Source organism: Clostridia bacterium, assembly GCA_035628995.1.
Taxonomy (GTDB): Bacteria; Bacillota; Clostridia; order Lutisporales; family Lutisporaceae; genus BRH-c25.
In genome coordinates, this window is sequence record DASPIR010000033.1 from 247337 (window position 1) to 268771 (window position 21435).

At 38.5% G+C, this 21435-nt stretch carries 18 protein-coding genes and 1 pseudogene; 1 reads left to right on the forward strand and 18 read right to left on the reverse strand.

What is annotated here, in order from left to right; genetic code table 11:
• Positions 1–34: 34 nt before the first annotated feature.
• The 16 genes from VEB00_15490 to VEB00_15565 all read right to left on the reverse strand — a co-directional run bounded on the left by VEB00_15490 (position 35) and on the right by VEB00_15565 (position 19642).
• Complete coding sequence (locus VEB00_15490) at positions 35–835, reverse strand: thiamine pyrophosphate-dependent enzyme (GenBank protein HYF84418.1); 801 nt, start codon at positions 833–835, stop codon at positions 35–37.
• A complete protein-coding gene (locus VEB00_15495) occupies positions 832–1971 on the reverse strand; it encodes a 2-oxoacid:acceptor oxidoreductase subunit alpha (protein ID HYF84419.1) in 1140 nt (379 codons plus the stop codon). The genes VEB00_15490 and VEB00_15495 overlap by 4 nt, the downstream gene beginning before the upstream one ends.
• Complete coding sequence (locus tag VEB00_15500) at positions 1972–2178, reverse strand: 4Fe-4S binding protein (GenBank protein ID HYF84420.1); 207 nt, start codon at positions 2176–2178, stop codon at positions 1972–1974.
• Positions 2179–2862: 684 nt separating this feature from the next.
• On the reverse strand, positions 2863–4062 hold the full coding sequence (locus VEB00_15505) for a M20 family metallo-hydrolase (GenBank protein ID HYF84421.1): 1200 nt from the start codon (positions 4060–4062) through the stop codon (positions 2863–2865).
• A 44-nt stretch (positions 4063–4106) separates the two neighbouring features.
• Complete coding sequence (locus VEB00_15510; protein ID HYF84422.1) at positions 4107–5564, reverse strand: sodium:solute symporter family protein; 1458 nt, start codon at positions 5562–5564, stop codon at positions 4107–4109.
• Between the two features lie 140 nt (positions 5565–5704).
• A complete protein-coding gene (gene allB, locus VEB00_15515; GenBank protein ID HYF84423.1) occupies positions 5705–7090 on the reverse strand; it encodes an allantoinase AllB in 1386 nt (461 codons plus the stop codon).
• Position 7091: 1 nt separating this feature from the next.
• On the reverse strand, positions 7092–7865 hold the full coding sequence (locus VEB00_15520) for an IclR family transcriptional regulator (protein HYF84424.1): 774 nt from the start codon (positions 7863–7865) through the stop codon (positions 7092–7094).
• A 544-nt stretch (positions 7866–8409) separates the two neighbouring features.
• Positions 8410–9042 carry an aspartate/glutamate racemase family protein gene (locus tag VEB00_15525; protein ID HYF84425.1) on the reverse strand — a complete coding sequence of 211 codons (633 nt, stop codon included), beginning with the start codon at positions 9040–9042 and terminating at the stop codon, positions 8410–8412.
• A 76-nt stretch (positions 9043–9118) separates the two neighbouring features.
• Complete coding sequence (locus VEB00_15530; protein ID HYF84426.1) at positions 9119–10564, reverse strand: YfcC family protein; 1446 nt, start codon at positions 10562–10564, stop codon at positions 9119–9121.
• A gap of 367 nt (positions 10565–10931) precedes the next feature.
• Complete coding sequence (locus VEB00_15535; protein HYF84427.1) at positions 10932–12095, reverse strand: pyridoxal phosphate-dependent aminotransferase; 1164 nt, start codon at positions 12093–12095, stop codon at positions 10932–10934.
• Positions 12096–12353: 258 nt separating this feature from the next.
• Positions 12354–14138 carry a sigma 54-interacting transcriptional regulator gene (locus tag VEB00_15540; GenBank protein ID HYF84428.1) on the reverse strand — a complete coding sequence of 595 codons (1785 nt, stop codon included), beginning with the start codon at positions 14136–14138 and terminating at the stop codon, positions 12354–12356.
• A gap of 161 nt (positions 14139–14299) precedes the next feature.
• The gene (gene larA / locus VEB00_15545) at positions 14300–15550 is read right to left on the reverse strand and encodes a nickel-dependent lactate racemase (GenBank protein ID HYF84429.1); all 1251 of its coding nucleotides are present in this window, start codon (positions 15548–15550) and stop codon (positions 14300–14302) included.
• 176 nt (positions 15551–15726) lie between these two features.
• Positions 15727–16419 carry a ZIP family metal transporter gene (locus VEB00_15550; protein ID HYF84430.1) on the reverse strand — a complete coding sequence of 231 codons (693 nt, stop codon included), beginning with the start codon at positions 16417–16419 and terminating at the stop codon, positions 15727–15729.
• A 323-nt stretch (positions 16420–16742) separates the two neighbouring features.
• Positions 16743–17810, reverse strand: a complete 1068-nt coding sequence (gene prfA / locus VEB00_15555) for a peptide chain release factor 1 (GenBank protein ID HYF84431.1) — start codon at positions 17808–17810, stop codon at positions 16743–16745.
• A 21-nt stretch (positions 17811–17831) separates the two neighbouring features.
• Positions 17832–18713, reverse strand: a complete 882-nt coding sequence (gene prmC, locus VEB00_15560; GenBank protein ID HYF84432.1) for a peptide chain release factor N(5)-glutamine methyltransferase — start codon at positions 18711–18713, stop codon at positions 17832–17834.
• A complete protein-coding gene (locus VEB00_15565) occupies positions 18713–19642 on the reverse strand; it encodes a DUF1385 domain-containing protein (GenBank protein HYF84433.1) in 930 nt (309 codons plus the stop codon). Before VEB00_15565 ends, prmC begins: the two co-directional genes overlap by 1 nt.
• Positions 19643–19903: 261 nt before the next feature.
• Between VEB00_15565 and VEB00_15570 the strand changes: the two are divergent.
• Positions 19904–20263, forward strand: a pseudogene (locus VEB00_15570) (response regulator).
• Positions 20264–20517: 254 nt separating this feature from the next.
• On the opposite strand, the gene VEB00_15575 reads toward VEB00_15570, so the two are convergent.
• Complete coding sequence (locus VEB00_15575) at positions 20518–21099, reverse strand: thymidine kinase (GenBank protein HYF84434.1); 582 nt, start codon at positions 21097–21099, stop codon at positions 20518–20520.
• A 149-nt stretch (positions 21100–21248) separates the two neighbouring features.
• Positions 21249–21435: 50S ribosomal protein L31 (gene rpmE / locus VEB00_15580; GenBank protein ID HYF84435.1), on the reverse strand; the 187-nt coding region annotated here is incomplete at its 5' end.

Consider the following 21435-nt stretch of genomic DNA (forward strand, 5'->3'; position numbering starts at 1 on the left):
TCCTTATTAATATTCCACTTATATTTCAGCTGGTTTATTTCCTTTTGGACATCTGTGCATATATTTCTGTTAGCTCTGGTCGTCTACTGTTTACAAATTCTCCAATAACAACCTTATTTTTCAGTTCTTCAGGAGACATTTTATCAGCTACATCCTTCATCACAGTAATATCTTTGATTCTCTCCACCATTTTTACCGGATCTGCCATATTATTCCTGCGTCCAAATTGAGTTGGACAACTCGTTAAAACCTCAAGTACAGAAAATCCTTTGTGCGTGAGGGCATCTTTCATTGTTTTTTGAAGATGCGTAACATGATAGGCGTCACTGCGGGCCACAAAGGTTGCGCCTGCACCAGCAGCCAATTTGTATATATCAAAAGAAGGTTCCATCATTCCAAAAGGTGCCGTCGTAGCCTTATAACCTTCCGGAGTTGTCGGAGCATATTGTCCACCAGTCATACCGTAGATTTCATTTCTAGATATAACAGCAGTTATATCAATATTACGTCTGGCTGCATGAATAAAGTGATTGCCCCCTATCGCAACTGCATCACCATCACCCATAAATACTATAACTTTTATATCTGGTCTGCAAAGCTTTATTCCGGTTGCGAATGCCAGCGCACGCCCATGGGTAACACGCAAAACATTAAAGTCCAGATATACAGGTATACGTCCTGCGCATCCTATAGCACATACTATAACTGTGCTGTCTTTATCAAGCTGTAACTCTTCTACAGCACGCAGGAAAGAATTTGTAACCGTCCCATGTGTACACCCCGGGCAGATAAAGAGAGGAAACTCCTTTTCTTTTATATATTGCTTAATACTCATTTTACAGCCTCCTCCAGTGCCTTAATGATTTGATCAGGCATAATTACTGAACCATCAAAAATATTGAGTGGAACTACCTTTACAGTATCCGGCACAAATTCTTTAATTATATGTATCAATTGGCCTCGATTCAATTCTGGCACTATTATTGTTTTAACATTTCTAACTGCTTTCATCAATGGCTCTGCAGGAAACGGCCATATAGAAATAGGCCTAAACAAACCAACCTTGTATCCCGAATCTCTCGCAATTCTCATGGCCTCGTTGGCAGAACGTGATACACAACCGCAAGCTATGATCAGGATATCTGCATCATCAGTATTTTTCTCTTCCCATTGCCATATATCTTGTTGGTTTCGGTCAATCTTACCGTTTATTCTCTCAATAGTCTGATAGGTATTTGGCCTATTAAGATTCGGCATACCGTCTATAGTGTGATGCATGCCATTTATGACATAACGGTATCCTTTATCATTACCGAAAGGCATCAACTTAACAATGCCGCTCTCGTCAGTAGCATAGGGATGGTACTCCTCCGGAGAAAGAGTCGGTACTTCTCTGTTGACGATTTCCATAGTTTTATAATCGTCCAAACATATGCTTTCCTTCAGGTGCCCTATAGTCTCGTCCATTAGCAGCACAACAGGAGTCATATATTTTTCAGACAAGTTAAAGGCATGTATTGTCATCTTATATATTTCCTTGACAGAGTTCGGATAGAGAGTAATACTTGGACAATCTCCGGATCTCCCGTATTTCGCCTGAAACAAATCGCCCTGAGCGGGATTTGTAGCCCCTCCGGTACTAGGGCCGCTTCTTTGCACATCCACAACTACGCAGGGGATTTCCGCCATCGCTGCAAATGCCAAGTTCTCCTGCATCAAATCAAATCCTGGTCCGCTAGTGGGCGTTATCGACTTGAATCCCATGACTGAGGCACCAATGATAGCCCCCATGCTAGCTATTTCGTCTTCCATCTGTATGAAAACTCCATCAGATTCAGGTAATTTTTCCGCCAATATCTCCATGATCTCAGAAGCCGGTGTAATAGGATAACCCGCACAAAACTTGACACCAGCTTTAATTGCTCCCATTGCACAGGCTTCATCTCCCTGCATAAGCTGATACTTTGACATTTAAACCACCTCCATTTTCGCGACTGATATAGCCATGTCAGGGCATCTAAATTCACAAAGACGACATCCTGAGCACCTATCTTTGTCGCTTATTACCAAAACCTCTTTATCATTAAGACTTAAAACCTTTTGAGGACAAAAAGCTGCGCATATTCCACAGTTTTTGCACCATTTCTGATTAATAATGATTTCATACTTCCCAGCCAATTAATACCCTCCTATCTCTATATATCCTTAAACTGCGGCGATTTGTTGCTTTCTTCCATATAACTCATGTTCCATTTTCCGACCTCTGCCTCTCGGTATCCAACCTGTTTTAAATCATATCTCATGTCTGCAAGACATGGTCCAACAGAACAAAGGTAACCAAATATCAGCTATGCATTTAATTTGACAGGCGACATTGAAAATGCTATTCCCGTAATTAATGAAAGTATTAATTCCATAATAATATGCATACCTAAATTGCTCAATATTACTTTTTTGAAGCTATCATCACTTACTGCAGGTTCAGTACCTTTGAGCTTATAAAATTTCTCATATTCACCTCCTGTCCGATATATATAGCAAGAGTCATACCAAATTTTTGGTTGTGCTTAACCCTTGTAATATCAGAGATATAAAATGAAAAATCCTGCTATATATCTCATAATGAGATATATAGCAGGATTTTTCCTCTTAAAATTAGAAATTGGTCTTATTTTGAGAATTAATATTGTATTCTAATACTCTTTTAACTGAAGGTCGACTGTTTTTTCAATTGCCAGGAGCAAGCACGTATTCATCATAGAGGGTGAAGTCTTGGAAATAATATAAAAATTCCTAATATGGGAAATATAATAATTACTTTCCCATATTAGGAATCCATTGAAAACCTAATACCATTACATTTTACAAATTTTTGTCTATCTCCATAAGTGTATCCAGTAATACTTCTGTACCTCTGACTAGGTCAATAGGCTCAGTATCTTCCTCTTTGCAATGACTTTTGCCATAAATACTTGGAACGAAAATCATACCAGTAGGAATAAATTCAGCAGTAGCCTTGGCATCATGCCCTGCTCCACTTGGCATAACTTGATATTCAAGCCCTTTGTTTTGGCAAACTTTTTCAATTATGCCAACAATATTCTTATCGGTTTTAACTGGTGGCTTGCTTATATCAAATTTAAGATTGATCCCTACATTTTCTATACCCTTCGATAATAACTCAATCTGTTTTATTGCACACTCTATTCTACTCTGGTCTAAGTCTCTCATGTCTAGAGACATCTCAACACGCCCTGGTATTACATTTACAAAGCATGGGAAGACCTCCAATACACCAACTGTAGATACAAACGGATCACCCATACTCCTGGATACCGAGTCAATTATCCCGATCAATTTTGCGGCACCTGTTAATGCATCTATTCTCAGACCCATTGGTGTTGTACCCGCATGGTTAGTTTCTCCTGTAACAACGATATTATATCTAGTAATTCCAACTATACCATTTACAACTCCAATAGGTAACCCTTTTGCATACAAACTACCGCCTTGTTCTATATGTAGTTCTAAAAATGCCTTAATTGTCTTCATGTCCCTTACTGAATTCTTGACATCTTGTTTCACCATACCATATTTCAGAAGCTTTTCATCTAACCAACTCGCATTGGGATCTTGCAGTCCAGACATAACCCTGCTTCCAAAGGTACCACCCATTTCATTTCCTTCTTCTGCATTAAAGGCTACTACTTCTATTGGATGCTTGGTAATATAATTAGATTCATTCAAGACATTTATTATTTCCAGTGCTGCATTTACGCCTAAGTTTCCATCATATAGTCCTCCACCTTTTACTGTATCCAAATGAGAACCTACCATGATAGAAGGCAAATCATCCTGTAACCCCTTTCTGCGTCCGAAAATATTACCGACCCCATCTATATGAACTTCTAATCCGGAAGCTTCCATTAATTCTTTTAGGATATTTGACGCCTCTTTATACTCTTTACTATACGCTAATCTTGTGATTCCGTTGTCTGCTTCTCTTCCAATACTTCCTACATTTTCAATATTTTCAAGTAGCCTTTTTTCATTGATTTTCATTGTTCACTCCCTTAATCAAAGCATTGCATATAATATTTGTATCTTCATACATTTTGATTATTAGCTAAAACTTTTACACCAACGTCTTTTTTCTTAAAAAACTTTTCCTGAACTTCAATTGGTGGTGGAGGAGTCACCAGACTTACAACAACTAAGGCTAGAGTTGATGTGAATATTGACGGCAAAATTGGGAACCATCCGAATGGTTTGCCCAGAATATACCATATTACAGCCGTAGCCAATCCTACTATCATACCGGCCATAGCCCCTTGTGAATTAGCACGTTTCCAAGCAAATCCTATAAGTACAATCATGGCTAGCATAGAGCCCATAAATCCAACGGCATTTGCTTGTATCCACATAATTGTTGAATTCGTCATAATTGTAAATACTACTGCTATTACGCCTACTGCGACTGTTGCTAATCTTGAAATCTTTAGAATTTGCTCCGAGCTTGCATCCTTCTTTAGTACCTTCGTATAAATATCATTTACAAATGTTGTACTACCAAGAAGAAGTACTGAGTCAGCTGTAGATATTGATGCTGCAAGTAATCCAGCCATTACTACAGCTCCGAACCAAGGATTCATAAGTTCCTTTACAATAAAAGGTGTCACTGAGTCAGGCTTCGGTATTCCTGGAAATAATATAATCGCAGAAAGTGCTATTAACATTATCGGTAAATATAAAGCTAATAACAATATACCACAATAACCCTGGCTTTTTTCTGCTGTCTCAACATCTTTAGCAGAATTAAAACGGGTAATAAATTGAGGAGCACCAAAATTACCTATACCCCATGTAGCTATCCATGAAAGTATTACTCCTAAAGGCAATGCGCCTCCAGCAAATGGATCTAATGCGGCAGGCCTAGTCTGAGCTAGGGTTTGGTGTATCTCAGCTATACCTCCAGCTGCTCCAACTGCTTTTGGAAGAAGGGCATATACACCAACAAAAATAATTACAGTGCAGAAAGTATCTGTCCATGCAACTGATTCCATACCTCCCATTACGGTGAAGAGTATAAAAATAGCTGCTAAGGCAATAATTGCCAATGTTCTGTCTATACCTAATGTAGTTGTTATAATTGCTGCACTACCGGCTAACTGTGCAGAGGTGAAAAATATCATAGCAAAGAAAATTACAATAGCAGCTATTATGCCATGAATTCTTCCGTATCTTTCTTCTATATAGTCGGATAATGTAACCTTTCCAAAACTCCTGATTTTTCTGGCAAACCAGAAGGCAGATATTACTCCTGTCAGTGCAGTTCCTGCCCAGTTCCACCATCCGCCCCATCCCATATTATAGTAATATCCAAGATAACCTACAACGGATACAGAACTGATAATTGTAGCGAAATATGTTCCTGTAAGCGGTATTACTCCTAAACTTTGTCCCGCTACCATCCAGTCTTTTTCGTTCTTAATCTTTCTAGATACGTACATACCTATAAGCAATAATGCAAGCAAAAAAACTGATATAACTATTGCATATTCCATTATAAATCCTCCTCATAATTTATTTTTTATGATATTTTATCGTACAATATATAAATGGAGTTACACATAGAATTCCAAATATCACCCACATGACTATTAAGCTTCCAGGTATCATGGATTATCACTCCTTCTTTAATTTTTTAAACATTTTTTACCGGTTTGACCCACTTTCCATAGCCTGATTCAACCTTTATTTCTCCTGCATCATAAACCAACTTGCCTCTTACCAGAGTTTTCATAATCTTGCCGCATACTTGTTTTCCATCGTATACCATACCAATATCCTTTGCTTTGGTAAGCCAATGATTGTGATTAAGAACAAAGGTTTTTTCCAAATCCACTAGAGCAAAATCGGCATCTGCGCCTATCTTTATTGCACCCTTCTTCGGATATAAACCGAATATTTTACTTGGATTTGTGCTTAATAGGTCTACTGCTCTGCTAAGACTAATTTTCCCTTCCTTAACTGCAGTCATCATAAGTGGTAGTCTTGATTCTATTCCAGGGAAGCCTGACGGTGCTACAAATATATCTTCCTTATTCCTTTCTTTTTCTTCCACAGTAAATGGTGAATGATCACTGCCGATAGTGTCTATAGATCCATCCATAACAAATTCCCACATTCCATCAGCTTCTTCTTTTGAACGTAAAGGTGGATTGCATTTTGCATAGGAACCATATTTTACAAGACTTTCTTCATTCAGATACAGGTAATGAGGACAGGTTTCAATATATATCTTTTGTCCGGCTTCCCTTGCTTTTTTAGCTACCCTTACCGCTTCAGGCGTTGAAATATGAACAAGATAAAGTATAACCCCTGTTTCTTTACTGAACCTTAGTAATCTTTCAACAGATAATACTTCAGTTATTGAGGGTCTTGATTTTGCGTGATCTATGCCTGTTGTTTTTCCATTTGCCCTGAATTCCTTAATTAACCCGGAAATCAAATCGTTATCTTCAGCATGTGCAGACATTGGAAGTCCTGTTTCTTTTACCTCATTAAATCCTTTATACAGCTCATAATTGTCCTTCATTGTAAGACCTACAAACTCTTTATCTCTTCCTTCGGGAGCTGCATGAAGGAAAGTTTTATACCCTACTATACCGGCAGTTGCAACTTCTCTGATATACATTATTTTTTCTCCGCCTGCTGCACCTAAAAAAGCTACATCTACAACTGACTGTTCTTCAGCAGACTTAACTCTGGATAAAAGTATTTCCGATGAATATTGAGGTGGCATTGAAATTGGATGCTCAATAATTGTAGTTACACCACCTGCTGCAGCTGCTCGTGTCTCAGTTTCAAATGTACCGCGCTCAGGATGACTTGGATATCTAACGTGGACATGCGGATCTACCCCTCCAGGAAGTAAATACTTTCCTTCTGCATCAATAACTTCCTTAGCATCCATACTGCCTGAAAGTAAGCCAATGGATACTATTTTACCATCGTCAACTGCGACATCTCCAAAAAAAACTCCATCTTCTGTAACAACATTTGCATTTTTGATAATAAGTTCAATCATACTAATCTCTCCTTTTGCAATTTTTTAGCTTGTCCGATATTTCTCTCGCAGTTTCCACAACTATAGGTACTAGTTCGTCAAATCTACCATCAAAATCATATTTCGGACCTGCAATACTTAAACCGGCAACCAATCCTCCTTTCTCATCAAATATCGGTGCTCCAATTGCCGAAGCACCTGGGTCTATTTCTTCCACGCTTGTTGCATATCCCTTCTTTCTTATATCATCCAATTCTTTTTCTAAAGCTATTGGATCTATAATAGTATTAGGTGTAAACTTTGATAATGGTCCTTCACTGATATCCTTTTTTATATTTTCAGGTAAATATGCAAGTATCATTTTACCTGTGGCACCAGCATGAAGTGGGATTGGCTTGCCTATTGAGGAAACAAGCTTTATTGTACTATCTGATTCTAATTTGTTAATACATCTTCCCCCAAGCTTTTTATCATAAACGGTTAGTATTGCGGTTTGTCTAGTAGCCTTTACCAAATTTTCCATATACCCACTGCTTTGTTTTACCAGTTCTAAGTCAAGTCTCCACCTATTTGCATAATTCAGCATTTTTAACCCTATACGATACTTTTTAGTATCTTCGCTTTGGCAAACCCAACCTTCTTCTTCTAATGAAGAAAGTATTCTGCCAACCGTACTTTTGGGAATATCACATAATCTTGATAATTCTCTTACTCCCAGATCTTCCTCTGTATTCAGAAGAATGTCCATGATTCCGGATATTTTCTTAATAATTTCTATTGAAGTGTTAGATGCCATTATTTCACCCTCCTAATTTTGGGACAGCTGTCCCATTTTTATGTTGTATTAATTCCATTTAGTTTTCAAAACTCCTTCATCGAAACAAAAATAAAACGAATTTTTGTCTACATAATAGAAATATTGAAAGCCTATATGAAATATCGTGAAATAATAGCCTTTTACAAAGATTGTGTCCCGCTACGATGGACATCTGTCCCTCATCTGCATAATTAAATTCTACATTCCTCGACAAAATCCTTCTTTTATTTTAAATATTCTAAATATTTCTTTTTGTATGATAATTCTGCAAACAAATGGTTTAATATTGTTCTGCTAAAGTATTCCAATTGTAAATGGTTAAATATTTCCTCCAACTCAGAGGATATCCCTTGGACTTCCGAGTTAAGTCTTATCGAGTTACAATACTGTTTAAGAAAGTATGCTTTGGGAAAACCTATATCGCAATTCCGCACGTCAAGCAGATTTACAGGAAAATGATTGGGATAATGCTGCTATCGTGAACTTTGCTTCATAATTGCGATATAGGTTTTCCATACTTCTTTTAGTCCTTATACTTTTTATATGCCACTAAACCTGATGCTAAAATCAAAGCGCACGCAATGCCATCAAGCACTGGTACTTTTAGCTGTTTCTCAATGTACTTATCCGCATTTGCATAGTTTGCACAACCTAAAACTATAACGTCTACATCAGCTTCCTCCACTGCTCTTTTCGATGCTTCCAATAAATCCTCTTCATTACTACTCTTTGGTACCTTTATTGTTTTAAGTAAATCATTGCAGTGATATTTCCTTGCTAAGGCTAATTTCTTTGAAATAGACTTTTTTGATGGAGAAATTACAGCAAAGCTATTTCCCATCATTGATGCAAATTTCATGGAGGCTTCAGCGATTCCAACTACTGGTTTATCCGTTATTTCTCTTAGTACATCTAAATTGGGATCCGAATGACATGCTACAATAAACGCATCATACTTATCCCCACTATTTCTAACAATATCAATCATTTCCGGAGTGGATTTTACATAATCCTCATAAGAAGATACCAGTTTTGGTGCATTTTTTACATTTACGCAGTCAACTTCATAAGCTCCATTCACAAAAGCATCTGCTTTTTTTTGCATTATTATATTCGTTCCTAAATCGCTGTTTGGGTTAATAATTAAAATTCTCATGTTTAACTTCTTCCTTTCACAAACAATACCAGAAATAGTATCCAGTTAATAAATAGAGCTTAAAGTCAGTTTCTATTTAGAATGGCCCTAAATTTATAGCTTGTGCCACACCAAGAAGTATCATATGCGTTACAATAAGAATTCCTGCCAATGGTAAAAAGAATTTATACCACTTGCCAAACGGTATTTTAGCTATAGCGCAAAATATTAGAGTTTGGTTGGTAGGCCAAAATAGATTTGAAACTCCATCACCGAAGTTGAATGCCAATACCGCTACCTGTCTGTTAACTCCAACCAAATCAGATAAGGGCGTCATTAAAGGCATAATAGTTGCTGCTTGTCCGCTTCCTGATGAAATGAAAAAGTTTATTATTGTTTGCACAATCAACATTCCTTGAGCAGTTAGCGCACTAGGTAGTTTTTGCAAAGGCTGAGAAATACTATAAATAATTGTATCTGTAATGTTTCCTGCATTCATCACTAATAGTATTGATCTTGCCACGCCAACAACAAAAGCTCCAAAAACCATTCCAGCACAGGCTTCAACAAAGATATCTGCTATTTTACTCGGTCTCCAACCTGCGATTAAGCCATTTATTACACCCATTACTAAGAAAAGAGTTGCAAATTCGCTTATATACCATTTAAGTTTCAAAGCACCTACTGCCAGCATAACCATTGTGAATATGAAACCAGACATTATTATTTTATTACGAATATTAAACGGTGCATTCATCAGGTCATCCTTAGATATGGCTAAATCACCAAAATTCATACCATAAACAAGACTCTCTTTGGGATTTGCTTTTATCCTTTTGGCATATCTCATGGTAAACCAGATACCAACACTGATTGTAATAATAAACGCAAATATTCTGAACCCTAGTCCCGAAAATAGTGGCAGTTCAGCGATGGTCTGCGCTAATCCAAGTGTAAACGGATTTATTGTTGGTGTTGAGTATCCTAGAAGTACAGCCATTTCAACCATACACAAACCTACAATGGCATCATATCCAAGAGCTATAGCTATCCCTACGAATACCGGTATCAACCCATAAGTTGCTTCAAATGATCCACATGTAGTACCAAGTACGCCGAAGAATATCATAAAAATAGGAATTACCAATTCGACCCTGTCTTTTGTTACTTCTATCAACTTCCTTATTGCTCCATTCATAGATCCTGATTTCAGAACAGTAAAAATATAAAAATAAGCAAAGAAGATAAAAAATATCAAATATGCTGCTTCAACAAAGCCTGCATGTATGCTTTTTACAAACGTACCTATCTGAACTGGAGTCTGAGCAATTTGATGGTAACTACCAGGTAAAACTAATGTTTTCTTTGTAACTGCATCTACTACCCTGTCGAAGGAACCAGCCGGTACTATGTAAGACAGTAATGCAACAAATAAAGCTAATGATAGCAGTATTACATACGCATGAGGAAATTCAAATAATTTCTTTTTTGTTTCGTTTACATTATTTATTATTACAGTTTCGTTATTTTTTGTTTGTGACAATTTATGTTCCTCCCTTACTTATAATCATTATCCTGTTTCTACTGTTGATTCCATATCTGTCCATAAAAGGAATAACATTAGTTTTCCTAACTCAACTCCTTTCTTTAAAAAATCCTGATTTATGAAGTTTAAATATCCACCTCCCTAATAGGTTATGCCGCTTGGATTTGCTATACATAGACACACAACAAATGATCTTAATAGTAGCATAACCTTTTTTAAGCACAAGGCCATATTTTAACAGCTAAAAACTAAACTCGGGGTTACTACTTCAAATTCAACTACATTCTTATCAGTTTTTCAAAAAACTGAGTTATGTAAGACTCTCAACTGTTAAGGTTCATAAGAAGCGATAGTTCTATAGCTTTTAGAATATTTTGCTCAACCTTTCGACGGCCTTCTCAAGGTTTTCCATCTCTGTTGCAAAGGACATCCTTATGCACTTGTCTCCACCTGCTCCGAATGCGCTTCCGGGAGTTGCGGCTACCTTTGCATTTTCAATTATATAACTGCACAGTTCAATGGAATCCATACCCTTGTAGTCTATATTGGGAAAGACATAAAAAGCACCTTGGGGATATCTGCATTCCACACCATGTATCTCATTGAGGACTTTTACAAAGAAATCCCTTCTTCTACTGTATTCCTCGGTCATATCCATGACTTCCTTCTCACATGAAAATGCATGTACTGCTGCCTGCTGTATAAAAGAACCTGCACAGGTCAGAGTATGCTGCTGAACTTTTAAAACTTCCTTGATAAGTTCAGGATGTGCTGCAAGATACCCAAGTCTCCATCCGGTCATAGCAAACGCCTTGGAGAATCCGTTTACTGTTATAACCTTGTCCTTTATCTTGCTAAAGCTTCCGGGACTTATATGCTTATTACTGTCAAATATGATTTTCTCATATATTTCGTCCGAAATCAGGAGAATGTCATGCCTTTGTATAAAGCTTACTATCGCACTCATCTCATCCCTTGAGACAACTCTTCCTGTTGGATTATTAGGCGAATTCAGAATCAGTGCTTTTGTTTTAGGTGTAACATATTTCAAAAGACTTTCTTCAGTTATTGCAAAATTTGACTTGTAATTCAGAGGAACCGGTACCGGAACGCCTCCTGACATTTCTATAAGGGGCTTGTAGGATACCCAGCTTGGATCAAATACCAGAACTTCATCTCCTATGTTAATGAATGTGAATAAAGCCAGAAACAGTGCATATTTTGCGCTTGCTGTTACTATTATCCCATTCTCATAGTCAATCTCAATATTATTCTCGCTATACAGCTTTTCGGCTATCTTTTTTCTTAAGTCAATAATCCCCTTGCTGTCCACATAATGCGTATAACCGATATTAATACTTTTTACAGCCTCATCGACTACCTTCCTTGGAGTATCAAAATCAGGCTCTCCCCCGGCTAGATTTATAATGTCAAAACCCGCCTGCCTGAGCTTTCTCGCTTTGTCGGATATTGAAACAGTTGCTGACGGCTGCAGGTTCAGTACTTTTGAGCTTACAAAATTTTTCATATTCATCACCTTTTCAATAATTTTAATATTAAGGCCTTTAAATGTATCATCAATCTTTCTTTTTATTTGGCCTCTTAATCAGGTCTTTCAAAGACTTCCTTAATGCAAGTCATGACCCATCTATCCATTTAATTTATATAGCAAGAGTCATACCAAATTTTCTGTTGTATTTAGCTCTTGTAAAATCAGAGATGTAAAATGAAAAATCCTGCTATATATCTCATTATGAGATATATAGCAGGATTTTTTCTCTCAAAATTAGAAATCGGTCTTATTTTGAGAATTAATATTGTATTCTTTAAGTTTCCTATAAAGGGAGGCTCTGCTGATCGATAACACATTTGCAGCCATTACCTTTCCTTTGGTGGTATAACCATATTTGTTAAGTGCTTTGATTATTTCATTCTTTTCAAGGAAATCTAGTGAATTAATATTTAAAGGCATATCCATTTTATCAGAGCGCTCTATCTTATCCTTTATATCATTATATGTTACTCTTTCTCCCAAACATATACAGCATATATATTCTATGATATTTTGAAGCTCCCGTACATTACCTTTCCATTCATGATTACATAAAGCTTCAATTGCCTCTTCATCCAAGGATTTTTTAGGTACTCCCATTTTTGAACAGTAAAGATTCATGAAAAATTCTATAAGCAGTGGAATATCCGACTTTCTCTCTCTAAGAGGAGGAAGTCTTAAGTTTATTACATTCAACCTGTAATATAAATCTTCGCGGAACAATTTACTATTTACCATCTGCTCCAGATTCTTATTTGTTGCAGCTATTACTCTGACATCTATCTGTATGGGATGTGTGCCTCCTATCCTTTCAACTTCATTTTCTTGCAGCACCCTCAAAAGCTTGGCCTGAAGGTGCAGAGGTATGTCGCCTATTTCATCCATGAAAAATGTGCCTCCGTTTGCAAGCTCAAACTTGCCGGGTTTCCCCATCTTCCTAGCTCCGGTGAATGACCCGCTTTCATAACCGAACAGTTCCGATTCAAGGAGTGACTCGGGTATGGCAGCACAATTTACCGGTATAAAGGGTGCAGAACCGTCAAACATGCAGTTATGAATGGCACGGGCGAAAAGTTCCTTACCTGTGCCGCTTTCGCCTGTTATCAAAAGGTTTGATTTTACCTTTGAGGTTTTGATTGCCACATTTATTGTATCCTTTATAAGACGGCTCTCACCGATAATATTATTGAATGTGATACGCTGATTGGCATGTACCTTTTTATAGATAAGAGGGTTTAGCTTTATGTCTTCAACAAGCACCATTACCGCCCCCTCAAACTTGTCATTTATTGTGATTGGGCTGAAGGAGCACTGGAAAGACTCACTGCCGTTCTTAAATTTTACTTCTGTAAACTCAATATTGTTACTGTTCTTGAACTCTTCGATATTCATATTGTCTTCAATTACATCTTTAATGTTCATGCCCAAAAAACTATTTTTAGGATTACCGGTCAAGTTTAATACCGACTGGCTGGCATTAAGTATTGTCCCTTTATTATCAATAAGCATCAGCCCATCGGATATTGATGAGAATATCTGATTTAGTTGACTGCTGTTCAGTTCCAACCGGTCAATATATTCCTGTTCCTTTATTTTTGATGCAAGCATCTGTCCAATATTGGTCAGAAAATCCATCAATGATTGCTTCTTTGAAATAAGCATTTCAAGTTGGATATCGTTTAAACATATCAATGATATGGCACCTAAAACTTTTCCGCTGTCAATTATAGGTACGGAGATCAACCCTTTTTCCTTATCTTTTTCCGGGCAATTGAACCTGTTGCCGCAGTTAATGCAAGTGTTTTTACTTTCAGGACTTTCAATTACACAGCCTTTCCCGCTTTGGACTACTCTACTGGTATATGTCCGATCATGTAACTGCTGTCCAATTGTATTTTTATAACCTGCTGTACCGGCAATTCTGGTAAGATTGTAGTCTATTATCGTTACTTCCACATTTAATATTACGGATATGGTTTCGGCACATTTTTGAGCAAAATCTATTATACTCTTTAACATAAATAATCACTTCCAATGATAGAATATTTTGCAAATATGCTTATAACTATTAAAAAAACGAGCCAGATAAACCTTCAGGTTCAGCAATTCCAATGTCTTTAGATTCTTTCAGCAAACCTTAAATACTTTATACACATCACTTACTACTTCATAATATACCTTTATCGTGTCGCTTCCGGCAGTGTAGACCCCCCATAGGGCATTACAATTACCTTTGCATCGTCTCCCAATACTTTAAATGCCTCTATCAATGCTTCATCAACACTCTTGAATGGCTCAAGGAATATGTTCCTCACAAACTCCTCATCCAGGTCGGATACTAAAAACACTCTCGTATTTTTAAGAACCATCGCTATAGCAGCTGCTTTATGCCCGCCAAGCTCGAATTTTTTCTGTATATTTGTAATCATTGTTTCAGTAGAATCCGAGGTAGTCATCCATCTTTCAAAAGTATGCTCTCCCAGTCCTTCCTTGCAGGACGCCAAAAGTATTATTATACCTCCGTCCTTTACGGCATACTTGGCATTATCCAGTGCCTTTTGTGCTTGGTAGAGATTAATGTCCTTCGGATATCCTCCGGAAGATACTACAACAATGTCGCCCTTTTGAGGAATCGAAATCTTATAAAGCTTATCCAAGAAGCGGCAGCCTTCCCTATGCGCATCGATGTAGTGGCCTGCAACAGCCTTTATAATAGTCTTTTTCTCATCCAGAACGACATTGAGTATAAAGTCAATTTTTACGAACTTAGCCGCTTCATCTATATCACACCTTACGGGGTTACCGCATATTGCCCCAGCCTTGGCTTCGTCCCTTACCATCATACTATGATTTGCCTGGATTGCCTCCCTTGTGCAAACACCGGGCATTATGGCTTTGGCTCCTCCGCTGTATCCGGCAAAATAATGATACTCTATATTTCCCAGGCATATTCTCCTGTCAGCCTCAACCACTGGTTTGAACACGCTCAACGGTGTGCCGGAAGATGTTGTCCCCAAGCTTATGCAGTCATTGATATCCAAATCGATGCAGTCGATTTTTTCATATATCTTCTCACCGACCAGGTACTTCTTCTCTTCTTCAGTATGCTTTCTGTGGCTTCCGAGGGCAAAAACAACTTTTATATCTTCATCCTTTACGCCTGCCTCGTATAATTCCTCCAAAAGTACCGGAAGCACTACCTTAGTCGGCATTGGCCTGGTAATATCGCTAGTTATTATTACAATTTTTTCCCCCTGATTGACAATATGCTTAAGCCTTTTAGAAGAAATAGGGTTTAAGAGTGCTCTCTTAACCTCCTCTTCTCCTGTCTTATCCGCAGCTACCATATTAGGTTCAAGCACAGCAAGCAGGTTTTTATCTTCAATATCAAATTCCGCATTCTGTTTTCCGAATCCAAGTGAAAATTTCATTCCAATACCTCCATTAATGTAAAAAAACAGGGGTCATTAAACAATATACCCCAATTAAAGCTTACTTTCCGCATTTTGCAACGTGCAACCAATCCACAACCCAAAAAAGCTGTGCTATTATGTTCAAATACATAATAACACAGCAAAATATCATATACAACTTTCAGTATATATATTTAAAAGCTTGTTGAAATAATTATACCGCATATCATTCCAACTATCATGGCAATTGTAGATATCCTTCCCTTGTAAATATTTTGAGTCTTTGGTATAAGCTCCCCGCAGGTTATATACAGCATTGCACCGCCTGCAAAGCTCAAGCAGAGGCAAATAAAGGTGTTTGATATTTCTCCCAGTAATTCCCCTATAAAAGCCCCAAACCCCATCGGTATTCCTGCAAGTATTGTATAAACGAGTATCTTCAATCTGTTGATGCCGCCTAATTTAAGAGGTGCAGCCATTGCTATGCCTTCCGGCATATCATGGAAACCTATTACAATAGCAAGCCCCAAACCTAAATAATCACTGGCAGCAAAACCGGAGCCCACCGCAAGTCCTTCTGGGAAGTTGTGTATAGCAATTCCAATGCCAAGCAGTATTCCACTTCTCACAAAATCAAAGCCGTCACTGTACTTATCGCTTATCCTCTCAGGTATGAAATGTTCTACTACAAGTATCATTCCCACCCCAAGTACAATCCCCGCAAGGCTTATGTATACGCCCCCCATATCAAAGGCTTCAGGGAGCAGGTCAAAGCACACTACCGATATCATGATTCCGCTGGTAAACCCAAGAAGAATAGCCATAAATCTTTTTGTAGGATTTTTAAGAAACAGTGTAAATAAACCGCCGAGGCCGGTACCTATCATCCCGCACAGAAAACCTATACAGGTCACAGCAAAAAGTCTGCTCAATTTATTGCCCCCAATTCAAGAAAAACTTTGCTATAATTACTCTTTATATTTATATTCAAGAGGGGGATTAATAGAACGATGCCTTCGGCATTAGGTTCGAGGTGCGTGGTTCGAGGTTCGGGGGGGAAGAATTACTTGAGTAGCTCTTCGCAGGTACAAAAAAGGTGCAGATTTCTCCGCACCTTTTTGCTCTAACGGTACAGGCGAACACTGTTCGCCCCTACAACCGAAACCTCGAGACCTCGAAACCTCGAAACCTCGAAACCCCGGAACCTGATTTATTCTACCCCTTTGAGTTTTTCAGCTTGCGCGCTTGTTATTAAAGCATCTATCATTCCATCGATGTCTCCATCCATAAAGGCATCCAACTGATAAAGAGTCAATCCTATCCTATGATCAGTCACTCTGCCCTGAGGGAAATTGTATGTCCTGATTCTCTCACTTCTGTCGCCTGTCCCTACCTGGCTTTTTCTATCGCTTGCAATTTCAGCATTGTGTCTTGCTGTTTCCTGCTCCAGGAGCCTTGATTTCAATACCTTTAATGCCTTTTCCTTGTTTTTGAGCTGTGATTTCTCATCCTGGCAGATTACTACCAAGCCAGAAGGAATGTGTGTAATTCTTACCGCACTGTCTGTTGTATTTACGCTCTGTCCGCCGTGTCCGCCTGAACGGTAAACGTCTATCCTCAAATCATTGTTGTTGATTTGCACATCTACATCTTCGGCTTCAGGAAGCACCGCAACCGTTGAGGTTGATGTATGGATTCTGCCGCTGGCTTCGGTGGTCGGAATTCTCTGAACCCGGTGGGCGCCGCTTTCATATTTGAGTCTGCTGTAAGCACCCTTCCCATCTATTTCGAAGATGACCTCCTTATAGCCACCAATATCCGTGGCATTGGAGCTCAGCATTTCTATCTTCCAGCCCATTCTCTCGGCGTATCTCACATACATTCTGAACAGACTTCCCGCGAAAAGCGCAGCCTCATCACCGCCTGCAGCACCTCTTACTTCAACTATTACGTTCTTATCATCATTGGGATCCTTTGGAAGCAGCAGTATCTTAAGTTCCTCTTCCAATTTTGCCTTCTTCTCCTGCAGCTCGGAAAGCTCCAGGGTGATCATTTCTTCAAACTCTTTGTCAGGCTTATCCCCAAGCATTGCCTTTGAATCTTCTATACTCGAAAGTACTGCCTTGTACTCTTTAAAATTCGTAACAACAGGCTCCATACCTGCATGCTCTTTTACAAGCTTCTGCCACATGCTCTGGTCTGCAATTACTTCCGGATCGCTTATCTTATGGCTCAAATCTTCATATTTTTCTTCAATAAACTCCAGTTTATCCAGCATCCTATCACTCCCCATAAATAACTATAATCTGTTTCCCCATACGCATCTATCAAGCCCTGCCAGGTCCTTTTCAAGCTTTAAGCCGTCATAATAACCGCTCTCTTCCATGATATTTTTTACTTTAACACCTTGATCATGTCCTATTTCAAATGCAAGTATGCCATTAGGCTTTAAAAACTCAGCACTCTCCTGCACAATTCTTCTATAGTATACAAGTCCGTCTCTGCCTCCGTCAAGAGCCAAATGCGGCTCATAGCCCCGAACACTTATTCCCAGCTCATTTATAACCGCACTTTCTATATATGGAGGGTTGGATACTATGATATCAGTATTTCCAATAATTCCTTCCACCCTGATATTTTCAAATAAGTCACTCTTTATAGTGCATATTCGGCTCTCAAGTCCAAATTCCTTGACATTGGCACTGCAGCATTCTAAAGCAATGTCAGAAATATCCGCAGCCCAGAGCCTTGCATCGGGTATATTCTTAGCAAGGCTTACTGCTATTGCACCGCTTCCAGTGCACATATCAATTATATTAGGCTTTTCTATTCCCCCCGCCAGCTCAATAACCTTTTCTACAACTATTTCTGTATCGGCACGGGGTATCAGCACCCCTTCAGCTACATGCAGCTCAAGTCCCATGAACTCCTGCCTGTTGACAATGTACTGCACAGGCTTGCCTTTGCTTCGCTCATCTATCAATCCTAAATAACCCTCGGCAGCATTCCCATCAACCATGTATTCCGACTGAGTTATAAGCTTTAACCGGTCAAAGCTCCTGCCGGATTGGTTCAGCGCATATACAAGCAGCACCTCTGCATCAAGTATTGGATTATCGGAATGCTCACACCTTTTCAGCACTCCGACGGCTTTTTTCAATAGCTCTCTTATGCTCTCCATCACCAGTTATCTGCCTCTGTGTCAACTACAAGAACATTTTTAAGCGCTTCAATGGCTACTTCCATCTGCTTGTCATCCGGCTCCCTTGTGGTTATCTTTTGCAGCCACATCCCTGGAGCCGATACAATGCAGGATATCTTGCTCTGGCTCTTTCCTGCCCATTTGATTATTTCATAGGAAATGCCGGCTACAATAGGCATGAGTATAATCCTTATAGCAAGCCTCATCCATACCCCTGACCAACTAAACATTGAAAAAAGAAGTATGCTGACTATCATTACTATGAAAAGAAAGCTGGTACCGCACCTTGGATGCAGTCTTCCGAACTTCTTCACATTTTCTACAGTCAATTCTTCTCCATGCTCATAACAAAATATGGTTTTATGCTCTGCTCCGTGATACTCAAATACCCTTCTTATATCCTTCATTCTAGATACAGCAAGTAAATATCCAAGGAAAATAACTATTCTTACTATACCCTCAATTCCATTAAGTATAAGATTATTGGTGGTAAGATGCTTGAATACGTCGACAAGTACAGTAGGAAGCAATATAAAAAGTCCTACTGAGAATAATACTGAAATGACCACAGATATCCATATTATATTATTGCCCAAAAATTCATCAAACTTAGAAGGTTTCTTATTCTTTTCCTCTTCTTCCTCTTCGATAAAATCAGCAGAGTACATTAGAGATTTGACGCCCAAGACCATTGAGTCCACAAATGCGTATACCCCTCTCAGAATAGGCATCTTGGATATTACCTTTCTATTGCCCTTTAGCTTTTCCTTTTTGACTATTATCTCTCCGTCAGGCTTTCGTACCGCTATAGCATAATCCTCGGCACCCTTCATCATTACCCCTTCAATGACAGCCGCGCCGCCCACCGCCTTAGGTTTTATTCTACTTTCAGTGCTTAATATTTTCATATTTTTTTACCTTTCAAAACAAACTAGTTTTTATAAAATCCTCATATAGTAGTATATCGTTACTTGATGCAATTTACAAGTGCAGAGAACGATGCCCTCACTTATCGACATCATCTGATAAAATGTACATATTTATACGCAAATAGACAACAACTGTTATTTAAACCCATTTATTTTTATGTTAGAATATATTTTATACTAGTTAAATTATTCACTTATGTTTGCCCAATGTGAAAATCGCAGTAATTTCTGGGGGGAATAATTTTGGCAAGAGTGCTTGTAGTAGATGACTCATCAATAATGCGGAGAAATCTGTCCTCAATACTTGTAAAAGCAGGTCACACCATTGTAGCAGAAGCCTCCAACGGCGAACTGGGTGCAAAAGAATACGAAAAGCATAAGCCCGATCTCGTAACGATGGACATAACCATGCCGGTGTTGGATGGCATTGGTGCTGTTAAGAAAATAATAAGCTTTGATTCAGAAGCTTTAATAATCATGATAAGTGCTTTGGACCAGAAATTCATGGTATTGACTGCTATTCAGAATGGCGCCAGACATTACATCATAAAGCCCTTCAGCTCTGAAAAGGTGATAGATGTAGTAAATGAGGTGCTGAATTCTACCAAAATCAAATCTGCGGGAAAAGCGGACAAGCTCCCAGACAAGCAGCAAAAACCTACTAGTTCACTTAACAATACTATTACCGATATAAACAAGTCAATCAATAATATCAATGCTGCAATAAAAACGCTGGATACATAAATTATCGAGAGCAAATAACTAAGATTCTTCGCTGCACTCAGAATGACAACGCTGCACTCAGAATATTTAAGAGCTTAATGCTGTAATAGCCTTAAGCTCTTTTATTTGCTCTATCTCTTTCCCGGAACCTCATGGCACTTCCTGCATCTGGCTTCATAACTTTCCTTCGCTCCTACCAGTATTATCGGGTCGTTATAGTTTGCAGGCCTTCCATCTATTAATCTTTGGGTTCTTGTAGCGGGGTTGCCGCACGTTATGCATATAGCCTGGATCTTGTCCACAAATTCTGCAGCAGACATCAACTCCGGTGTCGGGCCAAAAGGCTCTCCTTTAAAATCCTGATCAAGTCCTGCAGCAATGACTCGTCTTCCCTCATCAGCAAGCTTTGTGCATATATCCACTATCTTTTTATCGAAGAACTGCACTTCATCTATTGCGATGACCAATGCATCATCCTCAAGATACTTAAGTATATCATCAGCCTCTGAGATTTTTATTGCCTCAATCTTAATACCGTTATGGGATACTACATGGTCAATTTCATAACGGTCATCTATGGAATGCTTGAAGACCTGCACCTTCTGTCTTGCTATCTTTGCTCTGTTTATCCTTCTTATAAGCTCCTCGCTCTTACCACTGAACATTGGCCCTACAATTACTTCAATCCATCCATGATCCTTCGGTCCGTACATAAACATAAGTCAACCCCCATATGTAATATAGTTTACTTATATTCTACCATTTAGTCCAAAGCCTGTTAATATCTTTTTAATATATTTGTCGAAATTACTGGAGACACAAAAAAATAATAGAGGTTAAAGATATCTTTAACCTCTATGAATTATTCTTCTTTGTTTTCTTCTTTGTTTTCTACTTTATCCAAGTTGAATCTCTTCTTGAATCTGTCAACACGTCCGCCTGTATCTATGAGTTTCTGCTTTCCTGTAAAGAAAGGATGACACTTGGAACAAATTTCCACTTTGATTTCCTTTTTTACTGAACCTGTCTCAAATGTTTCTCCACAAGCA

Excerpts from the sequence above, each read along its gene's own strand:
- VEB00_15535 (HYF84427.1), bottom strand. The coding sequence starts at position 12,095 with ATGAAAAATTTTGTAAGCTCAAAAGTACTGAACCTGCAGCCGTCAGCA.
- VEB00_15525 (HYF84425.1), bottom strand. The coding sequence starts at position 9,042 with ATGAGAATTTTAATTATTAACCCAAACAGCGATTTAGGAACGAATATA.
- prmC (HYF84432.1), bottom strand. The coding sequence starts at position 18,713 with ATGGAGAGCATAAGAGAGCTATTGAAAAAAGCCGTCGGAGTGCTGAAA.
- VEB00_15505 (HYF84421.1), bottom strand. The coding sequence starts at position 4,062 with ATGAAAATCAATGAAAAAAGGCTACTTGAAAATATTGAAAATGTAGGA.
- VEB00_15495 (HYF84419.1), bottom strand. The coding sequence starts at position 1,971 with ATGTCAAAGTATCAGCTTATGCAGGGAGATGAAGCCTGTGCAATGGGA.
- VEB00_15540 (HYF84428.1), bottom strand. The coding sequence starts at position 14,138 with ATGTTAAAGAGTATAATAGATTTTGCTCAAAAATGTGCCGAAACCATA.
- VEB00_15510 (HYF84422.1), bottom strand. The coding sequence starts at position 5,564 with ATGGAATATGCAATAGTTATATCAGTTTTTTTGCTTGCATTATTGCTT.
- prfA (HYF84431.1), bottom strand. The coding sequence starts at position 17,810 with ATGCTGGATAAACTGGAGTTTATTGAAGAAAAATATGAAGATTTGAGC.
- VEB00_15520 (HYF84424.1), bottom strand. The coding sequence starts at position 7,865 with ATGGCATCTAACACTTCAATAGAAATTATTAAGAAAATATCCGGAATC.
- VEB00_15550 (HYF84430.1), bottom strand. The coding sequence starts at position 16,419 with ATGATAGGTACCGGCCTCGGCGGTTTATTTACACTGTTTCTTAAAAAT.
- larA (HYF84429.1), bottom strand. The coding sequence starts at position 15,550 with ATGAAATTTTCACTTGGATTCGGAAAACAGAATGCGGAATTTGATATT.
- VEB00_15565 (HYF84433.1), bottom strand. The coding sequence starts at position 19,642 with ATGAAAATATTAAGCACTGAAAGTAGAATAAAACCTAAGGCGGTGGGC.
- VEB00_15490 (HYF84418.1), bottom strand. The coding sequence starts at position 835 with ATGAGTATTAAGCAATATATAAAAGAAAAGGAGTTTCCTCTCTTTATC.
- VEB00_15575 (HYF84434.1), bottom strand. The coding sequence starts at position 21,099 with ATGTACGGACCGAAGGATCATGGATGGATTGAAGTAATTGTAGGGCCA.
- allB (HYF84423.1), bottom strand. The coding sequence starts at position 7,090 with ATGATTGAACTTATTATCAAAAATGCAAATGTTGTTACAGAAGATGGA.